21 protein-coding genes are annotated in these 19139 nt (G+C 47.6%); 16 read left to right on the plus strand and 5 right to left on the minus strand.

Annotated elements, in window-relative coordinates:
* Window positions 1-263 precede the first annotated feature (263 nt).
* The 3 genes from MiSe_RS11830 (at window position 264) to MiSe_RS11840 (ending at window position 2361) form a co-directional block, all read left to right on the plus strand.
* On the plus strand, window positions 264-437 hold the full coding sequence (locus MiSe_RS11830; protein WP_226579200.1) for a hypothetical protein: 174 nt from the start codon (window positions 264-266) through the stop codon (window positions 435-437).
* A 368-nt stretch (window positions 438-805) separates the two neighbouring features.
* A complete protein-coding gene (locus tag MiSe_RS11835) occupies window positions 806-1234 on the plus strand; it encodes an AbrB family transcriptional regulator (protein WP_226579202.1) in 429 nt (142 codons plus the stop codon).
* 200 nt (window positions 1235-1434) lie between these two features.
* On the plus strand, window positions 1435-2361 hold the full coding sequence (locus tag MiSe_RS11840; RefSeq protein WP_226579204.1) for a CPBP family glutamic-type intramembrane protease: 927 nt from the start codon (window positions 1435-1437) through the stop codon (window positions 2359-2361).
* A gap of 74 nt (window positions 2362-2435) precedes the next feature.
* Here MiSe_RS11840 and cbiE read toward each other — a convergent pair whose 3' ends face one another.
* The 3 genes from cbiE to MiSe_RS11855 all read right to left on the minus strand — a co-directional run bounded on the left by cbiE (window position 2436) and on the right by MiSe_RS11855 (window position 5310).
* The gene (gene cbiE / locus MiSe_RS11845; protein ID WP_226579206.1) at window positions 2436-3701 is read right to left on the minus strand and encodes a precorrin-6y C5,15-methyltransferase (decarboxylating) subunit CbiE; all 1266 of its coding nucleotides are present in this window, start codon (window positions 3699-3701) and stop codon (window positions 2436-2438) included.
* Window positions 3702-3820: 119 nt separating this feature from the next.
* Window positions 3821-4438, minus strand: coding sequence for a cobalt-precorrin-8X methylmutase (locus tag MiSe_RS11850; protein ID WP_226579209.1), 618 nt, complete (start codon window positions 4436-4438; stop codon window positions 3821-3823).
* 86 nt (window positions 4439-4524) lie between these two features.
* A complete protein-coding gene (locus MiSe_RS11855) occupies window positions 4525-5310 on the minus strand; it encodes a DUF1868 domain-containing protein (protein ID WP_226579211.1) in 786 nt (261 codons plus the stop codon).
* A 172-nt stretch (window positions 5311-5482) separates the two neighbouring features.
* Between MiSe_RS11855 and holA the strand changes: the two genes are divergently transcribed.
* Together holA and MiSe_RS11865 are read left to right on the plus strand one after the other, a co-directional pair.
* Window positions 5483-6478: a DNA polymerase III subunit delta gene (gene holA / locus MiSe_RS11860; RefSeq protein ID WP_226579323.1), complete on the plus strand. Its 996-nt coding sequence runs from the start codon at window positions 5483-5485 to the stop codon at window positions 6476-6478.
* A gap of 658 nt (window positions 6479-7136) precedes the next feature.
* Window positions 7137-7610 (plus strand): DUF4168 domain-containing protein, encoded by a 474-nt coding sequence (locus MiSe_RS11865; protein WP_226579214.1) that lies wholly within the window; start codon window positions 7137-7139, stop codon window positions 7608-7610.
* Window positions 7611-7637: 27 nt separating this feature from the next.
* Here the strand turns inward: MiSe_RS11865 and MiSe_RS11870 are convergent, their stop codons facing one another.
* Window positions 7638-8273: a helix-turn-helix transcriptional regulator gene (locus tag MiSe_RS11870; protein WP_226579217.1), complete on the minus strand. Its 636-nt coding sequence runs from the start codon at window positions 8271-8273 to the stop codon at window positions 7638-7640.
* Window positions 8274-8968: 695 nt separating this feature from the next.
* On the opposite strand from MiSe_RS11870, the gene MiSe_RS11875 reads away from it, so the two are divergent.
* The 5 genes from MiSe_RS11875 to MiSe_RS11895 all read left to right on the plus strand — a co-directional run bounded on the left by MiSe_RS11875 (window position 8969) and on the right by MiSe_RS11895 (window position 11595).
* Entirely contained in the window at window positions 8969-9169 is a 201-nt protein-coding gene (locus tag MiSe_RS11875) for a hypothetical protein (RefSeq protein ID WP_226579235.1), read from the plus strand.
* 100 nt (window positions 9170-9269) lie between these two features.
* The gene (locus MiSe_RS11880) at window positions 9270-10484 is read left to right on the plus strand and encodes a caspase family protein (RefSeq protein WP_226579238.1); all 1215 of its coding nucleotides are present in this window, start codon (window positions 9270-9272) and stop codon (window positions 10482-10484) included.
* Between the two features lie 22 nt (window positions 10485-10506).
* Window positions 10507-11013, plus strand: a complete 507-nt coding sequence (locus MiSe_RS11885; protein WP_226579241.1) for an AbrB/MazE/SpoVT family DNA-binding domain-containing protein — start codon at window positions 10507-10509, stop codon at window positions 11011-11013.
* The gene (locus MiSe_RS11890; protein ID WP_226579244.1) at window positions 11010-11396 is read left to right on the plus strand and encodes a type II toxin-antitoxin system death-on-curing family toxin; all 387 of its coding nucleotides are present in this window, start codon (window positions 11010-11012) and stop codon (window positions 11394-11396) included. Before MiSe_RS11885 ends, MiSe_RS11890 begins: the two co-directional genes overlap by 4 nt.
* A 49-nt stretch (window positions 11397-11445) precedes the next feature.
* The gene (locus MiSe_RS11895; RefSeq protein ID WP_226579246.1) at window positions 11446-11595 is read left to right on the plus strand and encodes a hypothetical protein; all 150 of its coding nucleotides are present in this window, start codon (window positions 11446-11448) and stop codon (window positions 11593-11595) included.
* Window positions 11596-11669: 74 nt separating this feature from the next.
* Here the strand turns inward: MiSe_RS11895 and MiSe_RS11900 are convergent, their stop codons facing one another.
* On the minus strand, window positions 11670-11888 hold the full coding sequence (locus MiSe_RS11900; protein WP_226579248.1) for a hypothetical protein: 219 nt from the start codon (window positions 11886-11888) through the stop codon (window positions 11670-11672).
* A 27-nt stretch (window positions 11889-11915) separates the two neighbouring features.
* Between MiSe_RS11900 and MiSe_RS11905 the strand changes: the two genes are divergently transcribed.
* From MiSe_RS11905 to crtB, 6 genes are all read left to right on the plus strand, one after another.
* Window positions 11916-15236, plus strand: a complete 3321-nt coding sequence (locus MiSe_RS11905) for a CHAT domain-containing tetratricopeptide repeat protein (RefSeq protein WP_226579250.1) — start codon at window positions 11916-11918, stop codon at window positions 15234-15236.
* Window positions 15237-15417: 181 nt separating this feature from the next.
* Window positions 15418-15696: a hypothetical protein gene (locus MiSe_RS11910; RefSeq protein WP_226579252.1), complete on the plus strand. Its 279-nt coding sequence runs from the start codon at window positions 15418-15420 to the stop codon at window positions 15694-15696.
* Window positions 15697-15833: 137 nt separating this feature from the next.
* On the plus strand, window positions 15834-16160 hold the full coding sequence (locus MiSe_RS11915; protein WP_226579254.1) for a DUF433 domain-containing protein: 327 nt from the start codon (window positions 15834-15836) through the stop codon (window positions 16158-16160).
* Window positions 16161-16163: 3 nt separating this feature from the next.
* The gene (locus tag MiSe_RS11920) at window positions 16164-16505 is read left to right on the plus strand and encodes a DUF5615 family PIN-like protein (RefSeq protein ID WP_226579256.1); all 342 of its coding nucleotides are present in this window, start codon (window positions 16164-16166) and stop codon (window positions 16503-16505) included.
* 163 nt (window positions 16506-16668) lie between these two features.
* The gene (gene pds, locus MiSe_RS11925; protein ID WP_226579258.1) at window positions 16669-18111 is read left to right on the plus strand and encodes a 15-cis-phytoene desaturase; all 1443 of its coding nucleotides are present in this window, start codon (window positions 16669-16671) and stop codon (window positions 18109-18111) included.
* Complete coding sequence (gene crtB, locus MiSe_RS11930) at window positions 18095-19027, plus strand: 15-cis-phytoene synthase CrtB (protein WP_226579261.1); 933 nt, start codon at window positions 18095-18097, stop codon at window positions 19025-19027. The genes pds and crtB overlap by 17 nt, the downstream gene beginning before the upstream one ends.
* The last annotated feature ends 112 nt before the right edge of the window (window positions 19028-19139 follow it).

Here is a 19139-nt window from a genome sequence, read left to right on the forward strand (position 1 = left end):
CAGCGGGTCGTTTCAACATGGGTGGCGGGATCTGGTGACGACAAAACTATCACCACTTCCAGTTTAAAGCCGAACATCGCTACAAGAGCTAAGTCCAGCGCCGTTTTCCCGGTTGACGCTCCCTGTTGCGAGAAACTCGTTTTAAGCTATCTGTACTTAATTTGCTGAGTTTTAAGTAGGGAGATAGGCTGATTAGGCTGGTGGGGATATCTTAACTTTTCAGGGCATCTTTAAAGCTGGGGAAGATCCCGAAGCGGGGGAAGATGGGAAAAAATTCTGCTTCATCTCCCGAACATCCCTCATCTGTGCCACCGAAAAGTCAGATTCCCCATCACCTTTACGCCCCATCATCTTACCTGCCTTGGGGAATCACCCCTTATTCCCCTGTAGCGAGATCAAAAAGATCAACCGATCAAATGCCAGCAAATATCCTGTAAGATATATTTCTCCATCAGCCAAGTCGCTCACATCTGGCAACCCTAAGGTCAGTACCGATCAAAAAATGGCTGGCGCTATACAACGGTGCGATCGCTTGTACAACCCCAGGTAGACATTTCTTTAAAAATTCTGTAGCAGATCGCTCTTTTTTGTGGTAAGTACCCCGGCGACCCTTGTGTGTTGATTGCCAGATTGGCCTTGGATGTACTTCCGGAAATTGCCCTGGGTAATGCAGGTTTTTAGTCACGGTGAAAATTCTCAAAAACACTTGTCAAAAATAGCAGATTTAAGGATATATTCTTTATAAGGCCCATCTGGGCATGTGCGACTTTATTAAGTTACCTAAAACTGGATATTTCCAAAAACGATGACTGAATCAACACCGAATGCATTAACAGGAAAGGCACTGCTTCAAAAAGTAAAAGAACTCTCCCACTTGCCACGGCGCGAAACAGCAAAGCGCTGCGGGTACTACACCGTAACCAAAAACAGCCAGACACGAGTCAATCTGACCGATTTTTATGATGCCGTTCTGGCAGCAAGAGGCATTCCTCTCAGTCCAGAAGGACCAAAAGATGGTCGCGGTCGCGAACCGACCTACCGCGTAAGCGTCCATAAAAATGGTCAGATTGTTATCGGTTCAACCTACACCGAGGCAATGGGATTAAAGCCTGGTGATGAATTTGAAATCAAGCTGGGCTACAAACACATCCACCTGATTCAGGTTGACAGCGATAAAAGCTCTAGCAACGGTAAAGTAGTAGACGAGGAAGACTCAGACTCTGACGAAGAATAAAATTCGCCAGCCTTGGTTTATATAGCGTGGGAATTCGAGTAATTCTGTCACGGCAAGCTGGTTTGAGCGACCAAGAATCCCCCTGAGTTATCTGGGGGAGTGTCAACTCAATTGACTGACACCAAGCCGGATAGGGCAATCGGAAGCCTTTTTCGCCAAAGCTTGCTGTCAACGAAATCAAAGCTGTTGCTGCTGTTGCGATGACCTTGTTTGACCGGGCAGCTAGTTCGCTTTTGTTGTTTTTTACCCAGGCGCACCCAATGTTGCGGGTAATATGTTTTTTCATAGCCTGGGTAGGGTGCTGGTTACCGATAGCGATCCCAATTGCGCTGGCGATTAATTGGCACCCGCCAAAGCCATTGGCAGCAGCGCAAAAGCTGCCTTTATTGGCTTCGCTTTACCTGATAGCGCCCCTATTATTGTGGGGAATTGCTGGGGTAGAGGGGGGATCTTTTTCAACTTACGGCTTGCCGCCAAACCCTGTTGTTTTAGTTTCTTTAGGGTTGGGGTTCGGCTTAGCCGTAATCAGCTTGGTCGTTATATTTGGCATAGAATGGGCGCTGGGCTGGATTAGTTGGCAGCAGTCAAACTGGCGGCAACTGAAATCGGTTTGGTTGCCGACTTTATTGCTGGGATTGTGGATTGGTGGCACCGAGGAATTAATTTTTCGGGGCTTCGTTTTGAACTCACTAATGGGGGGCGGGTTTAAAGAAGCCTCTGCTGTTTCCGCAGAGATGCTGGTTAAACCCACAGCTACACTTTGGGTGGCAGCAGCAATTTCCAGTCTGATTTTTGCTGTTCTGCATCTGGTTTGGGAAATTCGAGAAACCTTGCCCCAAATACCAGGATTGTGGCTCATGGGAATGGTACTGGTATTAGCGAGGTTGTGTGAGGTCGGGGATCTAGGTTTAGCTTGGGGACTCCACGCGGGGTGGATATGGGGACTCGCTAGTATTGATGCGGCTGGGTTAATAAAATACACTGGTAAGGCATCTGTTTGGATAACAGGTTTGGCAGGGAAACCTTTAGCGGGTGCAGTGGGTATTTTGTGTTTGTTAGCAACCGCAGCGGTTTTGTGGATAATGGAATTGAATCTACTCGCTTCGGTGGGAGAAAAATTTTATTGAACCGCAAAGACGCAAAGGACGCGAAGGAAGAAGAGGGAAGAAGTAGTAAGATTTTACTGGGAAGGGAGTAAAATCTAAAAGCGCTTGGCGGTTAAAATTGTGACTGGATTGAGGGGGGAAAAGCGCGTTAGCTGCCCTACAGAAACGGATCTCGATAGTTGAACTTGCAACAGGTGGTAATTCCAGTTGCGATCGCTCGCCCATTTTACCGCCTCACTCACATGTTCCACGGTTGCCAAGGCTAGTACAATCGATCCATCAGCAGCTAAGTTACCCCCACAAAAACTGAGAATTTTACTCAAATTGCCGCCGCTACCACCAATAAAAATGCGGTCGGGGGCGGGTAAGCGGTATAAAATTTCTGGGGCGGTTCCGTGGATAGAAATAATATTTCTCACTTGAAAGCGCTGACAGTTTTTCTCGATCAGGGCGCTACCGGCGGCGGTTTTTTCTATGGCATAAACTCGCGAAGTCGGAAATAAGCGGGCAATTTCAATCGAAACCGATCCCGTACCTGCCCCGATATCCCAGATAGTTTGTTTGTCTGCTAGGGCTAATTCTCCCAAAACTAACGTGCGGACTTCCCGCTTCGTGATCAATCCTGGGCGATCGCTAAAACTCAAAAAGCTGCCATCGGGTAACCCCAGCATCGGCAGAGATGCTAAATTGGGCAGGGGCAAAATGTCCTCGTCTTTATCGCTCAGAGACTCTCGACGCAGTAAAACTACCACATTCAGCGGGGCAAAGGTTTGATTTAATACCTCTGATATCGCTAAACACCTGACGCGCTCCTCGTTACCGCCCAAATTTTCGCACACCCAGAAATCGTAGTAAATCGATAGATCTAAAACTTCCAGCAGGCGAGCGATCGCATTGGGAGTACGGGTATCGTCGGTTAATACGGCAATCTTGCCCGCACCCTGCTGTAGCGCTTGCGTCAACTCGTCAAAAGAACGTCCGTGGGCGCTAACAAATCGGGCATCTTGCCAAGGTACCTTAATGCGGTTAAACGCCAATTGAACCGAACTGACATGGGGATGAAACACCAACTCTTCTGGAGGTAATAGCAACAGCAGCAGACGCCCCAAACCAAAAAACAGCGGATCGCCAGAGACTAATACTACAATGCTGCAGGTGTTGCCGGTTTCCAGACGGCGGCGAATTTCCCGAATCGCCGGGGTAAAATCGTTCAGAACGATGCGTCTGGCGGGGTGATTGGGGAAATAGTCCAGGTGGCGATCGCTCCCCACCAGCAGCGTCGCCTGCAAAACCAGGTGCCGCACCTCAGCAGTCAGTCCAGCAACCCCATCCAAGCCAATTCCAACTACATGTACCGTCATAATTTGATCGTGGCTAATGGCTAATGGCTAATAGTAAAAAGCTTTGATCTCCAACACGTAGTTAACGAGCTTCACAATTAGCAATTAGCCATTAGCAATTAGCCATTAGCCATTAACCATTAACCATTAGCGTTTTCCCAAGCCAGAACTATTAAACCATTAAGGATGGCAGATGCAACGGCAGAACCGCCTTTGCGCCCGGCAACGCGAATTTGGGGTACTGGAGTTTGCGCCAGGACTGCTTTGGACTCGACCACGGAAACAAAGCCAACGGGTGCGCCAATTACCAAAGCGGGTGATACGGGTGCCAACTTCAACTCAGTACACAGCGCCAGCAGAGCCGTAGGCGCATTGCCGAAGACAAAAATCCCTTGGGGGAATTTCTGCCAGCATTGGAGTAATCCGGTTTCGGTGCGAGTTTTGCCGGCAAGTGCAACGTCTGCTGCCTGAACGGCACAGATGAGGGGGTTGTTAAAGGTTTTGGCGACCATCCAGGCAACCCCTTTTTCAACCATTCCCACATCTGTAACAATAGGCACGCCTTGCTGGAGAGCAGTGATTGCCGCTGGGATCGCTCCTGGACTGAACCGAATCAGGTGCTTAAACTCGAAGTCAGCCGTACTGTGAATCACTCGCCGGACAATCGCGTACTCGGCTGGACTAAAGTTATGTTCGCCGATTTCTTGGTCGATGATGGCAAAACTTTGTTCCAGAATTGGGTGATTGAGAGAAATCATGGAAATTTTGGATTTTAGATAGATGGATTTTAGATTATGCGGACTTTTAACCAAATTCCCCCAATCTAAAATCTAAAATCTAAAATCTAAAATTCTAATACAGGCCAGTCAGGTTCGCGATAGTAGCGAGTCATATCGTCAAACTTGCGAAGTTCGGCGCGGTGTACCAAGATTTCTTGGGGATTATCGAGCCATTGGAGGTTCAAATCGGAAAAAAGATTGCTGAGGCGATCGCTATCGAGATTGGACGGGATATCGCCAAAATAGCCAAGGGTGACGTGGGCGGTGAAGCCGTACTGCTGTTCGATCCCCAAAGCGATTAAATCGGGAGTTTGATAGAGCGCCCGACGTAATTTTACAATGCGATCGTAAGATTGCTCATCCGCTGGCACAAGACTTACCCCCAAGGCTCTGGGCATGACGATCAGTCCCAACAGCTGCCATCGAATCGGGTTTCCACCGCTGACCAAAGGCTGGGACTGTTTTAAGATTTGGTCGATAGTATGGCGCAGATGCGGTTCAAAATCAGGCTTTTCCCCTGTAGCGTGACGGTAAGCATCGTCCCAAATCAAATCGGCTAAAGTGAGATGAAAGCTAGATGGAGGCAGGGGAACCATTAACCCAGGGTCAATCTGCTGCGCGATTTGCTCTTGACAAGCCTTCAAATTTGTATAAAATTCCTCGTTTTTTGACTCATCTTCCCAAGGCGGGGTAATCAATGTATACCCAGGAAAAGGTACAGCTTGCCTGCCACCCTCTGGACGCGGTTCAAACTTTGAAGATTCCTGAACGTGCTGTACTTGGAACCTATAAGTTTCCGGCTGCGTCATCCGTGCCACTCGGTTTAAGTAAGTTGGATAGTTATCGTCCACCTTCGATTGCCTCCCGTGCTAACTTGATTTTAAAGTTGGGCGCTATGGAAATGCCGTTTATTTTTAGAAGCTGTTTTTCTGCAAAACTGGGAAGCCGATGCAAAAAAATGCCCAAATCTTATACGAATCACAGTTTAGCAAAGAAGAACGAGGTTTTGAATCCTTAGGGACTATGGCAATTTACTTTTACTGGGGGGAAGATGATTTTGCGCTGCACAAAGCGGTTGACAAATTGCGCGAATCGGTTATCGATCCCCAATGGGCTAGCTTTAACTATGACAAAATTGCGGCGGAGCGACCAGAGGGGGTAATTGAGGGTTTAAATCAAGCCATGACGCCCCCGTTTGGCGCTCAAAGGCGTTTGGTTTGGTTGTGCGATACGACGGTATGTCAGCAGTGTTCCGAAGCGCTGTTGGCGGAATTAGAGCGCACCTTCTCTGCCCTACCCGACACATCCGTCGTTTTGCTCACGACGCGCAATAAACCGGATGGTCGGCTTAAATCTACCAAACTGCTGCAAAAACATGCGGAAATTAAAGAGTTTTCCTTAATTCCGCCCTGGAAAGAAGACCTACTTGCCCAGCAGGTAAAGCAAGCTGCCTTCGATCTGGGGGTGAAGCTGACCCCAGAAGGGATCGATTTGTTGGTGGACGCAGTGGGGAACGATACGCGACTGCAAGATAGCGAACTGAGAAAGTTGCAGCTTTACGCCGATAGTACCCAAAAAACTTTAAGTGCCGACGTTGTTGCCGCCTTGGTAACGGCGAATACTCAAAATAGCTTTAAACTAGCAGACGCGATTCGCGAGGGGGATACAGGACGCGCATTAGCCTTAGTCGAGGATTTAATCGCGCGTAACGAGCCACCCTTGGTAATTGCGGCTACAATTATCGGACGATTTCGCACTTGGTTGTGGGTGAAGCTGATGACAGCAGAGGGAATTCGGGATGAAATGGCGATCGCAAAAGCTGCCGAAGTGCCGAACCCCAAGCGCGTCTACATCCTGTTAAAGGAAGTCCAGTCTATCAGCTTGCACCAACTCCAGAAAACCTTGCCCATCCTGCTAGACTTAGAAGTCAGCCTCAAGCAGGGATCGGCAGCAAAAACCACCCTAATTGCCAAAGTTATCGAACTTTGCCAAATTTTGAGGACTGTCAGTCGTCCGTAGTCAATAGTTAAGAAAAAAACCACCAACTACTGACGCTGTGGCGAGTTGAGATCGCAGGACTTACGCAAAGAAACCGGGTTTCTATGAAAAATCGTTGGTTTGTCAACCAGAGATCGAGGTCTCACCTTTGTTTCTTTTCTCGTCGTGGGTAAGTCCTGCAACTGTCGATTTGGGCATTGATGGTTGTTGACATCCTCTGGGAGCTGAAGGTACGGAGATTCCTACCATTCAAAAGAGTAAGGGCGGGTTGACGGTTGAGCGCAAACTGCTACTACTGTAGTCTGACACTTGCTTCCAAGTGCGTTTAGAGTCTCGGATAGCCCACCCGCGACTTATGTATCGTTGAAAAATGCAACAAATTTTTGACTTATGCCTGGAAGTGTAGATTATAAACTATTGACTATTTGGCTTCCCTATTTTGTTTCAGGCTCGGTTTCACACCGCCTAGGGTGGTATATCGACTGCCAAACTAGGTGGGTCGTTGACCACTACCCATAATACAATAAAGCCGTCGTAGAACGACGGGGCTTGTATGCCAAATTTTTGGTCAAAGTGCGCCCCCACACAAGTGACTACTGATAACTCAGGAACTTTACTCCCCTAAAATAGTTCAAAAAATACAACCAGTTGATATGGTTGTTATCCCTCTCGAACCATTATGTCCAATAATTGCCGTCCTATTGCTCGACCCATGTTGAATCGGATACTATCCCAATCTCTGATTGTGGGAGTTCTCTCCACCTGGGGTTTACTTTCCGGGGTGACTGTTGAGTTGTCTTTGGGTTCCCCTAGTTTTGCCTTTCGTTCCAGCGCCTTAGCGCAAAGCGACGATGAGATCAATCGCTACGCCCAAGCAGCTAGAGAGATTGAGTCCAGTCGTCAAAGCGCCTATAACGAAATTAAGGGAATTATCGGCGGAGAAGTTCCCTCGTTTGCTTGCGACCAAAGACCTGGAAGCCTCGAAGCTCTCCCCCCACGCGCCCGCGATATTGCCGCTCGCTACTGCGACGAGGCTGAGAACATTGTTAAAAAGAATAATTTCACCAATGAAAGCTTCAATGCGATTACACGCATGCGGCAATCTGACCAGGCGCTGGAACGACGAGTCCAAGATGCCCTAAATCGCCGTTAACCCTAGAGGTAATTTGAGGCTTAGGGTTCAGTCTCGATCAAAATTGCAGATAGCTTTTCGCTTGGCATGAATGTTTTTCATGTGTTTCTTTACCGTGTTGAGGGTGATGAACAGTTCATCCGCAATTTCTTTATACGAGTAATTGGCTCGATAAAGTAACCACACCTCGGCTTCGCGGGGAGTTAAGCCGTATTTGTGGACATCGGTTGTCACGATCCTTTGGATCGACTGATATCGATCTTCTAACGTCACCAACAGGCAAGGACGCTTGATTTGTTCTAATTTAAGCCACCGCACGCGAACGCGAAATGCGACGGAATCGCCTTTGGTAATTTCCGACTCAATAATCATTTTTTGAGTCGGAAATAAGTCGCGACTTTCAATTAAGGACTCGCAAACATGCCAAATTTCTGCTGGCACCGGGTTAATTGGCGAATTTCCTGGATGCAGTTGCTCGCAAATCATTGTGGCACACTGATTGGCATGAAGGCACTCCCCTTGTTCCGTCAGAATCAAAATCCCGTCAATAAAGCCTTCCAAAACGGCTTGCAAGAGCGAAATAGGCTTCAAATTGGTTAAAGCAGCGTCTTCTAACTGTTGGGTTTGAATACTGGGTTGTTTTGGAACAAGCCTAAGGGCTTCGTTACTGTAAGTTGAAAACATGAATTACCTGCTTGATTTATAAATCGTTATCCGTCTTGGGTCTTGGGTCTTGGGTCTTTGCACCCCTATTACCTACTACCAATTACCCATTAGCTATTACCGATTGATTTTGAGAATGCACCCCAGTCGTATTACTGATTTTTCAGTCATCATGTATCTAAATCCATTGCAAATCACCCGGATGCGTGAATATGCGGATGTTATGACACTAAGTCATCTGACTGGAAAATTGCCCTATCTGGCTTGAATTCTGGACTTTTGAGCCAGGAGAGGGCAACCAATCTGGAAACTGTCACTCTCAATACTACAAGGGATACCTATCCCCCTACCCCTCGACGGCGCGGAGAGGGCGGTAATCCTGCCCCCTTCGCTGGCAGGATACTCCCAGGACTGACGCACAAAGAGGCCATCACCAAAGTTTCTGAGTCAATCTCTGGTTGCCAAACCAACGATTTTTCGGAGAAACGGTGATTGGGGTAAGTCCTGATATCATGTCCGCGAGAGATCGGTAGTGTATCGATGGCTAATTGCTAATTGCTAATTGCTAATATAGTATTTTTCCTGACATTAGCCATTAGCGATTAGCTATTAGCAGTTACACAACCGTTGCGGGACATGATATGACTCCTCTTCTGGTTGGGGAGGGTTGATGCGATCGCTATAATCGTGGCAACTAATTCTACAAAAATACCTTTATGATCCAGAATGCTGATGAGCAACTCCTGTCGCTCAAGCAAAATCCAGATGAACTCTTGGCTAAAGATGAAAAGTTGCAGGAGTTTTTAACTTGGTATAGCCATCTATCGGTTTTGCTCAAGGTTCCTGACAAAGCGACAAGCGTTCGAGCTTTTTACCTAGACCTTGAAATGTTTAAAATCGAAAAGGCTAATTGCTAATTGCTAATTGCTTAGATTCTTTCCTAGCAAATCAATTCCCCAAGGGGGAAAGAACGCGCGAGCGCCGCCTATAATCTAGTCTGATAAAGGAGTCGATATTATGTCTCAAATATCGCGTCGTCGCTTTTGCCAATTTGCCGTAACGACTCTCGCTACCCTCGGTTTGAGTCAGTTAAACTTGATGCCAAAAGCGGAGCGTTACGGTAAATTTTTAGCCCAAATTACTCGCCGTAAACTTGCTTTATTAGTGGGAATTAATCAATATAAAATTTTGCCTTTAGATGGCTGTATCACTGATGTGGAGATGCAGCGCCATCTGCTAATTCATCGGTTTGGATTTAATCCGAAAGATATCTATATTATCACCGATCAACAGGCAACTCGTCAAGGAATTTTATCGGCGTTTGAAGAACATTTAATTAAACAAGCTAAACCAGGAGATGTGGCAGTATTTCACTATTCTGGTCACGGTTCCCTTGTCCGCGATCCTCACCCGATTATGACTGATTCATGGGTGGATGGGAATAATGTAAACGGGACGTTAGTGCCAATTGATAGCACCTTAAGCATTAAAGCTGGTGGGGAAGTCAGAGATATTATGGGGCATACTTTATTTCTGTTGATGTCGGCGATAAAAACAGAAAATTTTACGGCGGTGATTGATAGTTGTTTTTCCGGTAGTGCGACCAGAAAAGAATTTAAAGAGCGGGTAATCAATGGTAGGGAAAGCTTAGAAATTTCGCCACTGGAGAAGTCTTACCAAGAACGGTGGCTGGCTCGATTAAATCTGACGCCTGAAGAATTTGTCAAGGGGTATAAAACTGGGGTTGGTAACGGAGTTGTATTAGCGGCGACAAACCGCAATCAAACTGCCAAAGATGTGCATATTAATGGCTTTTTCGCCGGGATTTTTAGTTACCTTTTAATTCAGTATCTTTGGGAACAGACGAGTACGCCGGATCGGGCGATCGCATATACCAATCAACAAATTCCTGAGAGTTGGGAGCAAAATCCTACCTATGAGGTGAAAGTTGGCAGTGGCTACGGTCAGCAACCAATTTATTTGCTCGATCCTGCTACTCCCGCCGCCAATGCTGCGGTTACTGAAGTCAACAGAAATCGAGCTACATTGTGGTTAGGAGGATTAAACCATAGGGCTTTAGCAAATTCAACTCCGGGTAGGGTTTTGACTGTTGTTAGTCCGCCGGAAAATTTAGGGAGTAAAGTGACTCTACAGTCGCGTCGGGGTTTAGTTGGAATTGCAACTTTTACAGGGAATATTAAACCTGGAATGCTTTTGCGTCTGGGTGATTAATTTTTTATTTGAGGCGGGCAGAATGCCCACCCCACAAAACCAGAAAAATTCTTGTGGGGTGGGCGAGGCGGGCAGAATGCCCACCCCACAAAACCAGAAAAATTCTTGTGGGGTGGGCGAGGCGGGCAGAATGCCCACCCCACAAAACCAGAAAAATTCTTGTGGGGTGGGCGTCTCGCCTGCCCTTTCCGGAAGCAGAATGCCCACCCCACAAAATCAGAAAAATTCTTGTGGGGTGGGCGTCCCGCCTGCCCTTCCCGGATTTTTGGTACAATTAATTTCAAAAATACAAAGAGAGAATGTTATGTATACGCTGAAAGTTCAGAAAATGGGCGATGCTCTAGTAATTACTTTGCCTGAAGAACTTTTAAAACAGCTTAATCTCAGCGAGGGAGATAGTTTGTTGCTGACAGAAACTCCTGAAGGGATGCAACTAACAACTGGCAATCCGGAGTTTGAAACAGCAATGGAAATCTACAGAAAAGGTAGTGAAAAATATAAAAATGCCTTGCGGGAGTTAGCTAAATGAGCGAACCGCTTTGGATATCTGAAGATGTGGCGAAAGCTATCCATGCGGATCAAATTGCTCAACATGGAGGACGTTCGGGAATCAGAGATGAAAATTTGCTGGCGGCTAGTTTAGCTAGACCTCGACATCTATTTACTTACGGTCAACCGAGTCTGTTTGAACTAGCAGCAGCTTATGGATATGGTTTGGCGAAAAATCATCCATTTATCGACGGTAATAAAAGAACCGCTTTTATGGTGATGTACACATTCCTGGGATTAAATGGCTATTTACTTGAGGTGGCTGAAATGGAAGTGGTGGAGATTGTGGAACGGTTGGCAACTGACCAAGAAAATCAAGATTCTCTAGCTCAATGGTTAGAGGTAAATTCAGTAGATGGGTAGGTTGGGTTTCGTACCTTAACCCAACGCGCTTACGGCGGTTTTCAATTGGGTGCAACGCAACATTGTCGGGGCACGGCAGAAGAAAATCTTTGAGTTGGCGACAAAACTGACTCATGTTCCCTACTTCCGATTAGACTTCTCCAGAAAAGAATCTCAAAGACAGGTGGCATCGGTTGTGCAAGTTGAGGAGTTCTTTTGATCCAAACCTCCTTGTCCTCCTTGTCTCCCTTGTCCGATGGTTTACGATATCAATGCCATCGAAAATGATATCAGTCAAATCGATCGGGAGTAGGGACACGGCATCAGTAACTTTTGCCACCAGCGCCAAGGTTTTCTCCTGCCGTGTCCCGACCATGTCGTATTGCACCCCATTGAAAACCGCTGTAATCTTCGGGTGAGCTGATAACTTTCCACCACATTCCCGACGTTACGTTTTTTATCCACCTGCATAAGTTCCACCGCACCGGATATATCTTGCAGTAGAGATTCCATCAGACGCAAGAGAGGGCAGGTGCAGCTATGACTCAACCACCGAACAGAGATGCCATTGAGCAGAAGTCGCCCGTTTTATTGCATAAAGTAGTATCGCTTCTGGGGAAAAAACCTCACTCAAAAGCCTTCCCTGCGAGGGAAGGGGGAGAAAGACGCCCCTCTGCTTGCAGGAGAGGGGTTGGGGGTGAGGTTTTATTGGCTCTATTGCTCGGTTTTCTCTTGGTATCAGAGTCTGTCCCTGCTACGCCGAGGCGCATGGGTGCAAGCATTGCCCAACAGCCAGGTGCTACCGGGCAAGAGGCGACTCGCGCTGCTGCCGAACGAGCGTTGCAGGAGGGAACGCAACTATTGCAGCAAGGAACAGCAGAATCTTTACGACAGGGAATTGAAAAATGGGAAGAGGCACTGCGGCTTTATCGGACGCTGGGGGAGAAGGGATTGGAAGCTTTTACCTTGTTGAGCATCGGTAGAGTCTACTCAGATTTAGGAGAGAAACAAAAAGCGCTCGACTACTTCAACCAATCTTTGCCTCTTTGGCGTGCCGTGGGCAGCAAATCAGGAGTAGCGATTACCCTCTATAGCATCGGTAGAGTCTACGAAGCATTGGGAGAGAAACAGAAAGCACTCGACCACTACAACCAATCCCTGCCCCTTTTTCGTGCCACCGGGGAAAAAGCAGGAGAAGCGATTACCCTTTACAGTATTGGTGGAGTCTACTACGCATTGGGAGAGCAACAGAAAGCGCTCGACTACTTCAACCAATCCCTGCCCGTTTTTCGTGCCACCGCCGACCAAGCTGGGGAAGCAACTACCCTCAGTAACATTGGTGGAATCTACTCCGCATTGGGAGAGAAACACAAAGCCCTTGACTACTTCAACCAATCCCTGCCCCTTTCTCGTGCGGTGGGCGACAAGGCACAGGAAGCTCGTACCCTCAGTAACATTGGTCGAGTCTACGACGATTGGGGAGAGAAACAGAAAGCACTCGACTACTTCAACCAATCCCTGCCTCTTGCTCGTGCCGTCGGCGATCGCTTTGGGGAATCTATTACCCTCAATAATATCGGTCGAATCTACGACGATTGGGGAGAAAAACAGAAAGCGCTCGACTACTTCAACCAATCCCTGCCTCTTGCTCGTGCCGTCGGCGACCAAGCAGGCGTTGCTGTTACCCTCAATAACATCGGTTTAGTATACGACGCATTGGGAGAAAAGCAGAGAGCGCTCGACTACTACAATCAATCCCTGCCCCTTTCTCGTACCACAGGTGACAAGAGACAGGAAGCCGTTACCCTCAATAACATCAGTCAAGTCTACTCTGCTTTGGGAGAGAAACAGAAAGCGCTCGACTACCTCAACCAATCCCTGCCCGTTTTTCGAGCAGTGAGCGATCGCATTGGGGAAGCGACTACCCTCAATAACATCGGTCAAGTGTACTTAGAGTTGGGAGAGAAACAGAAAGCGCTCGACTATTTCAACCAATCCCTGGCGCTTCGCCGTGCCTTGGGCAACAAGGCTGGGGAAGCAGATAGCCTCAATAACATCGGTGCAGTCTACTTTGCATTAGGAGAGAAACAGAAAGCGCTCGACTACTACAACCAATCTCTACCTCTTTCTCGTGTCACCGGCAACAAATCAGGAGAAGCTCTTACCCTCTCTAATTTCGCCTATCTAGAACGCGACAGAAACAATCTCAACGCAGCACTAACCAACATCGAAGCAGCAATCAAAATAATCGAACAACTCCGCAGCAAAATCATCAGCCAAGACCTCCGCGCTTCTTACTTTGCCACAGTCCAAGATTATTACAAATTTTACATCGACCTCCTAATGCAATTGCACAAAACCAACCCCACCAAAGGTTACGACGCACTAGCATTGCACATATCAGAACGCGCCAGAGCCAGAAGTTTTTTAGAACTGCTCGCCGAATCAGGTGCAGATATTCGTCAAGGAGTAGATCCCCAATTACTCGCCCAAGAACGCAGTTTACTCCAACAACTTAACGCCGCCGAAGCCACTCGCCTACAACCCCGTCAAGGCAGCGAAGCCGACTTAAAAGCACTCGAACAAAAAATTGCCACCCTCAGCAACCAACTGCAAGAATTAGAAGCGCAAATTAAACAAAAAAGTCCCCGCTATGCGGCACTGAAATATCCCGACCCCCTCACCTTGCCACAAATTCAACAACAAGTACTCGATAACGACACCATCTTATTACAATATTCCCTCGGAGATGACCGCAGCTATTTATGGGCAGTCACAAAAACCGGCATTACCAGTTACGAACTACCCAAACGCGCAGATATAGAAGCCGCAGTTCAAACCTATTTAAAACAAATTAAATCAAAATCCCCCAACCCTGAAACCGGAACTCAATTAAGCCAAATCTTACTCGCACCCGTAGCCAATCAACTCGGCAATCAACGCTTATTAATTGTCGGTGACGGAGTGTTGCAATTAATTCCCTTTGCTGCCTTACCTTTAGGCCAAAATCCCTTAATCGCTCAAAACGAAATAGTCACCCTGCCTTCAGCTTCCAGCATTGCCATTCTGCGCCAACAAGTGCAAGGACGCACCCTCGCCCCGAAAGCGATCGCTGCCATAGCAGATCCAGTATTTGAATCAAACGACTCCCGCCTCCAGAACAGCGCACAAACCCAGGCAGAAAGCAATAATCTTAATGGGATGGCATTGACGCGATCGCTAGATGACTTTGCTTTTGGACGTTCATTTGGTCGCCTACCTCAAACCCGCCAAGAAGCCGATGCCATCCTCGCCTTATTCCCCAAAAACGCCCAAAAATCAGCCTTCGATTTCCAGGCTAATCTCGCCACTGCAAACAGCCCCGATCTCGCCCAATATCGCATCGTTCATATTGCCACTCACGGACTGTTAAATGAAACTCGCCCAGAATTATCGGGACTGGTATTTTCTTTGTTTGACGAACGAGGAAAATCGCAAGAAGGCTTCCTACTAATGAGCGATATTTTCAACTTAGATTTACCGGCAGAATTGGTAGTTTTAAGCGCTTGCGATACCGGATTAGCCGGAGTCACAACCGATGACACAAAGAAAACTTTGAAAGAAGCTAAACCGGGAGAAGGTATTAGCGGTTTAACCAGAGGATTTATGTATGCCGGAGCAAAGCGAGTCGTGGTTTCTTTGTGGAGCGTTAGTACGGTAGAAACTTCAGAACTGATGCAAATTTATTACCAAAAGATGCTACGAGCGGGTTTAAATCCCGTGGCAGCGATGCGCGCCACTCAGTTAGAAATGATTAAGTCTCAACAATGGAAAGCGCCTTATTACTGGGCATCTTTTGTGGTTCAGGGTGAGTGGAGATAAACATTGCTACTTACTTATAAACTTCATATAAACCCGGTTGTTTGGCGTAAGATCGTGTGGGGTTAATTGCCGATAGCTGAAATCGAAAAACCTAAGCGGGAAATTTTGTATTAGGTGTGGCGGATAGGCAAGCTGCGAAATCAGAGTGACCGTCTGTTATATCAAATCCGGTTGCATCGGAATGATTAACATTGTTTGTAGGGGCACGGCGGCAGAAAACCTGCGAGTTAACGGCAAAGCTTATTTATGCCGTGCCCCTACAAAGATCGTTGATACCATTGAAAATTTCTCTAATTCCGATGCAACGGTCAACGATATTATAGCGGATTGCACTCGAATGAGGTACACCTTCGTTTGTGTAGCGGCACCCTTAAGGGTGCCGCTACACAAACGAAGCGATAACGCTTTCCCTCACGCGGCTGCAAGCCGCTGTATATCAGCCATCATATTTACTTGCTAAAATCTCAAGTACAGGACTTACGCAACGCCTCTAGATGTAGGGGCAACCACGGGGGATTGCCCCTACAAAACACTATTTATGGACGAGCTGCGTAAGTCCTGAAGTAGATGTATCCAGGATACAAAAAGCTATTAACTATGACACTCAAAGAATTAGAAAAACAACTCCTGGCTTTAACGCCAGCCGAAAAAGCACTGGCAATAGAACTATTAGCCAAAAGTTTAAGTAACACTTGGCAAGGAATCGAAAAAACTCCCGGTGTCTGCGGTGGCGATGCCCGGATTGCCGGAACTCGCATCCCTGTTTGGGTACTGGTGAACGCTCGTCGTTTAGGAATCGCCGAAGCAGAACTATTATATGACTACCCAACTATATCAGCTGCTGACTTAGCAAATGCTTGGGCTTATGCTGAGGCATATCCTGATGAAATTGAAATAGCAATCAAAAACAATGAGGAAGATTAACAGATGGCGCGTCTTTATGCAGACGAACAATTCCCAAAGCGGGTAGTAGAATTGCTACGAAATTTAGGTCACGATGTTCTAACAGTACAGGAAGCAGGAAAAGCAAATCTTAAAATTCCTGACGAAGAAGTGTTAGCCTTTGCTGTGAGCGAACAACGGGCAGTTTTGACTTTAAATCGGCAAGATTTCTTCCGACTTCACCGCTTACAACCAGAACATTTTGGTATCATCGCCTGCAAAGACGATCAAGAGCGGGAAAGAATGGCGACGCGCATTAACGAAGCTATTTCTGCATTTGAAACCTTAAGAGGAAATCTGATTCGAGTCAACCGTCCCCAGGGATAAACAGCAAACTCGCCCTCCCCCTCTCTCCTCTTCCTTCGCGTTCTTCGCGTCTTCGCGGTTCAAATTCTTAAGATCTCTGACGCCCTGCGAAAAAATGTAACAACATGTAAAGTATAATCAGAAATCGGAAAACGCTTGTCACGAGTAGGGGAAGAGCAATCGAATGCGAGTTGCGATCGCTGGCGGGGGTCTAGCAGGACTCTCCTGTGCCAAATATCTCACCGATGCGGGTCATACTCCCATCGTCCTAGAAAGCCGGGACGTATTGGGCGGTTTAGTAGCCGCATGGAAAGACGAAGACGGCGACTGGTACGAAACTGGACTGCACATATTTTTCGGGGCTTACCCCAACATGTTGCAGCTGTTCAAAGAACTCGGCATCGAAGATCGGTTGCAGTGGAAAGAGCATACCATGATCTTCAACCAACCCGACAAACCCGGTACTTACTCCCGGTTCGACTTCCCCGACATCCCAGCACCGTTTAACGGCGTCACCGCGATTCTGGGTAACAACGATATGCTGACCTGGGAGGAAAAAATTCGCTTCGGACTCGGTTTGATTCCAGCGATGATTAAGGGTCAGAAATACGTTGAGCAAATGGACAAATACTCCTTCTCGGAGTGGATGCGAAAGCAAAACATCCCCCCAAGGGTAGAAAAAGAAGTCTTCATCGCCATGTCCAAGGCGCTCAACTTTATCGGCCCGCAAGAAATTTCTGCGACTATTATCCTCACCGCCCTCAATCGTTTCCTTCAGGAAAAGAACGGCTCGAAAATGGCCTTCCTGGATGGTTCTCCTACCGAGCGACTTTGTCAACCATTGGTAGACAAAATTACTGCTGCTGGCGGGGAAGTACGCCTGAATTCTCCCCTCAAAGAAATTGTGCTAAACGAAGATGGCACGGTGAAGCATTTTCTGATTCGGGGACTCAAGGGCGCACCGGATGAAATTTTAACCGCCGATGCTTACGTTTCCGCCATGTCGGTGGATGTGGTTAAAGTGATGCTGCCCAAACCTTGGAAACAAATGGAATATTTCCAAAAGCTGGATGGTTTGGAAGGCGTCCCCGTGATTAACCTGCACCTGTGGTTTGACCGCAAGCTGACGGATATTGACCACTTGCTATTTTCCCGTTCTCCCTTGCTCAGCGTCTACGCCGACATGAGCAACACCTGCAACTCATATTCCAACCCCGACCGTTCGATGCTGGAACTGGTGTTGGCACCGGCTAAAGATTGGATTAACAAATCCGAGGCCGAAATCGTCGATGCCACGATGGCAGAGTTGAAAAAACTCTTCCCCAACCATTTTTGTGGTGAAAATCCTGCTAAATTACTAAAATCCCGCGTGGTGAAAACGCCGCGCTCGGTTTATACAGCGACGCCGGGACGCCAGCAGTATCGTCCTTCCCAAACCACTCCCATCGGGAATTTCTATCTTGCAGGTAGTTACACCATGCAACGTTACTTGGGGAGTATGGAAGGGGCCGTACTTTCTGGTAAGCTGACAGCGCAGGCGATCGCTGAAGCTGTTGCCAAAACAGCCCAAAAGGAACCAAAAATCCCGACAACCTCCCAGCCTGCGACCAATGCTGCAACTGTCTAACTCCCCCCCCCGCATGAGAACGCTGGCCTCTCTGGAGCAATCTTACGAACTGTGCCGTCAGATTACCGCCTACTACGCCAAGACGTTTTATTTAGCCACTTGGCTACTACCAGCCCCTAAGCGTCGGGCGATTTGGGCAATTTATGCTTGGTGTCGTTCGACAGATGAACTGGTAGATGGCCCCCAGTCCGGTGCAACGACTCCCGAAACCCTAGACCGCTGGGAAAAACAGCTAGAATCGGTGTTCGCAGGTCATCCTGTCGATGACACCGACGTTGCTTTGGTAAATACTGTGGAACGCTTCCCGATAGAGATTCAACCGTTTCGGGATATGATCGCGGGGCAGCGGATGGATTTGTACCGCAGTCGGTACGAAACTTTTGAGGAACTCAATCTCTACTGTTATCGGGTGGCTGGTACGGTAGGGTTGATGTCCACCGCCGTGCTGGGTGTGGATAAATCGAATTACACCTCACCCTGGAATTGCTGGCGGGATATTTATATTCCCACAGATGAAGCGGTCGTATTAGGCATCGCTAAGCAGTTAACCAATATCCTGCGCGATGTGGGCGAAGATGCCCGCCGGGGTCGCATTTACCTGCCCTTAGAAGAATTAGCGCTATTTAACTATACCGAGCAAGATCTATTTAAGGGGGTAGTTGATGAACGATGGCGCGAGTTAATGCGGTTCCAAATTCAACGAGCGCGTAAATACTTTACTAAGGCAGAAAAAGGCATCAGCGCCCTGATTCCCGATGCCCGTTTACCCGTCTGGGCAGCTTTGATGCAATACCAGAAAATATTGGATGCAATTGAGCGCAACGGGTATGATGTGTTCCGAAATAGAGCCTACGTTTCTACCCCGCGCAAGCTGCTAAGTTTACCGATTGCGGCTATGCGCGCGCAAGTTCTGTGACATACGCCCACACTGTTTTCAGGTACAGTGTGGGCTGCCAACAACCCAATGATGGTAATTGGTAATTGGTCATTGGATTCATTGCTAATAGCTAATCGCTAATGGCTGCTCT

The organism is Microseira wollei NIES-4236, assembly GCF_020521235.1.
Lineage (GTDB): Bacteria > Cyanobacteriota > Cyanobacteriia > Cyanobacteriales > Aerosakkonemataceae > Microseira > Microseira wollei.

Bases quoted from the DNA above. Each gene is read 5' to 3' on its own strand.
- MiSe_RS11830 (WP_226579200.1), top strand. From the start codon at position 264: ATGGGAAAAAATTCTGCTTCATCTCCCGAACATCCCTCATCTGTGCCA.
- MiSe_RS11835 (WP_226579202.1), top strand. From the start codon at position 806: ATGACTGAATCAACACCGAATGCATTAACAGGAAAGGCACTGCTTCAA.
- MiSe_RS11840 (WP_226579204.1), top strand. From the start codon at position 1,435: ATGACCTTGTTTGACCGGGCAGCTAGTTCGCTTTTGTTGTTTTTTACC.
- cbiE (WP_226579206.1), bottom strand. From the start codon at position 3,701: ATGACGGTACATGTAGTTGGAATTGGCTTGGATGGGGTTGCTGGACTG.
- MiSe_RS11850 (WP_226579209.1), bottom strand. From the start codon at position 4,438: ATGATTTCTCTCAATCACCCAATTCTGGAACAAAGTTTTGCCATCATC.
- holA (WP_226579323.1), top strand. From the start codon at position 5,483: ATGGCAATTTACTTTTACTGGGGGGAAGATGATTTTGCGCTGCACAAA.
- MiSe_RS11865 (WP_226579214.1), top strand. From the start codon at position 7,137: ATGTCCAATAATTGCCGTCCTATTGCTCGACCCATGTTGAATCGGATA.
- MiSe_RS11870 (WP_226579217.1), bottom strand. From the start codon at position 8,273: ATGTTTTCAACTTACAGTAACGAAGCCCTTAGGCTTGTTCCAAAACAA.
- MiSe_RS11875 (WP_226579235.1), top strand. From the start codon at position 8,969: ATGATCCAGAATGCTGATGAGCAACTCCTGTCGCTCAAGCAAAATCCA.
- MiSe_RS11880 (WP_226579238.1), top strand. From the start codon at position 9,270: ATGTCTCAAATATCGCGTCGTCGCTTTTGCCAATTTGCCGTAACGACT.
- MiSe_RS11885 (WP_226579241.1), top strand. From the start codon at position 10,507: ATGCCCACCCCACAAAACCAGAAAAATTCTTGTGGGGTGGGCGAGGCG.
- MiSe_RS11890 (WP_226579244.1), top strand. From the start codon at position 11,010: ATGAGCGAACCGCTTTGGATATCTGAAGATGTGGCGAAAGCTATCCAT.
- MiSe_RS11900 (WP_226579248.1), bottom strand. From the start codon at position 11,888: ATGGAATCTCTACTGCAAGATATATCCGGTGCGGTGGAACTTATGCAG.
- MiSe_RS11905 (WP_226579250.1), top strand. From the start codon at position 11,916: ATGACTCAACCACCGAACAGAGATGCCATTGAGCAGAAGTCGCCCGTT.
- MiSe_RS11910 (WP_226579252.1), top strand. From the start codon at position 15,418: ATGATTAACATTGTTTGTAGGGGCACGGCGGCAGAAAACCTGCGAGTT.
- MiSe_RS11915 (WP_226579254.1), top strand. From the start codon at position 15,834: ATGACACTCAAAGAATTAGAAAAACAACTCCTGGCTTTAACGCCAGCC.
- MiSe_RS11920 (WP_226579256.1), top strand. From the start codon at position 16,164: ATGGCGCGTCTTTATGCAGACGAACAATTCCCAAAGCGGGTAGTAGAA.
- pds (WP_226579258.1), top strand. From the start codon at position 16,669: ATGCGAGTTGCGATCGCTGGCGGGGGTCTAGCAGGACTCTCCTGTGCC.
- crtB (WP_226579261.1), top strand. From the start codon at position 18,095: ATGCTGCAACTGTCTAACTCCCCCCCCCGCATGAGAACGCTGGCCTCT.